This is a genomic window from Agromyces humi (assembly GCF_009720255.1).
GTDB classification, from domain to species: Bacteria; Actinomycetota; Actinomycetes; order Actinomycetales; family Microbacteriaceae; genus Agromyces; species Agromyces humi.
Genome location: NZ_WJSP02000742.1, coordinates 1 through 654 on the forward strand (window position 1 = coordinate 1; position 654 = coordinate 654).

The window sequence follows — 654 nt, forward strand, 5'->3', positions numbered from 1 at the left end:
CGCGGATCGTTGCGGCGGCCTCGGGCGCGTAGCGCGCGGCATCCGGCCCCCGATGCATGCCGCGGAACGGGTTCGGCGCGTCGACGACGTGCACCCAGTCGGGCCGGCTCGCGAGGGCGCCGGGGTTGTCGGCGATCGACGTCGACACGGCATCGGACGCGTACGTCCAGCCGTGGTACGCCTCGAGGACCGACACGACATCGCGGCGATCCGTTGCGGCGAGGGCGATGCGCACGGCGAGGTCGACCGCCTCCGAGCCCGAGTTCACGAGGAACACGGTGTCGAGCGGATCGGGCAGCATCGCGGCGAGGCGCTCGGAGAACTCGACGACCGCTCCGTAGTTGAAGCGCGAGTTGGTGTTGAGGGTGCGCAGCTGTCGCGCCACAGCCGCGGCGAACTTCGGGTGCCCGTGGCCGAGGGGCGTCACGTTGTTGACCATGTCGAGGTACACGCGCCCGTCGGTGCCGATCAGGTGCTCCCGCCAGCCGCGCTCGATGCGGGGCGGCGCCTCGTAATAGTGCTCCTGCACGTCGGCGAAGGCATGGTCGCGACGGGCCAGCAGCTCTGCCGCGGCGGCCGACAGGTCGGGGCTCCCGGATGCCGCGGGCGGCTGCCCTGTGCCGAGGCCGAGCAGCGGGGCGGGGTCGAGGGTCA

1 protein-coding gene is annotated in these 654 nt (G+C 72.6%); it reads right to left on the reverse strand.

The window, feature by feature from the left end:
* Positions 1–654: aminotransferase class III-fold pyridoxal phosphate-dependent enzyme (locus tag GH736_RS23925; RefSeq protein ID WP_159607592.1), on the reverse strand; the 654-nt coding region annotated here is incomplete at both ends.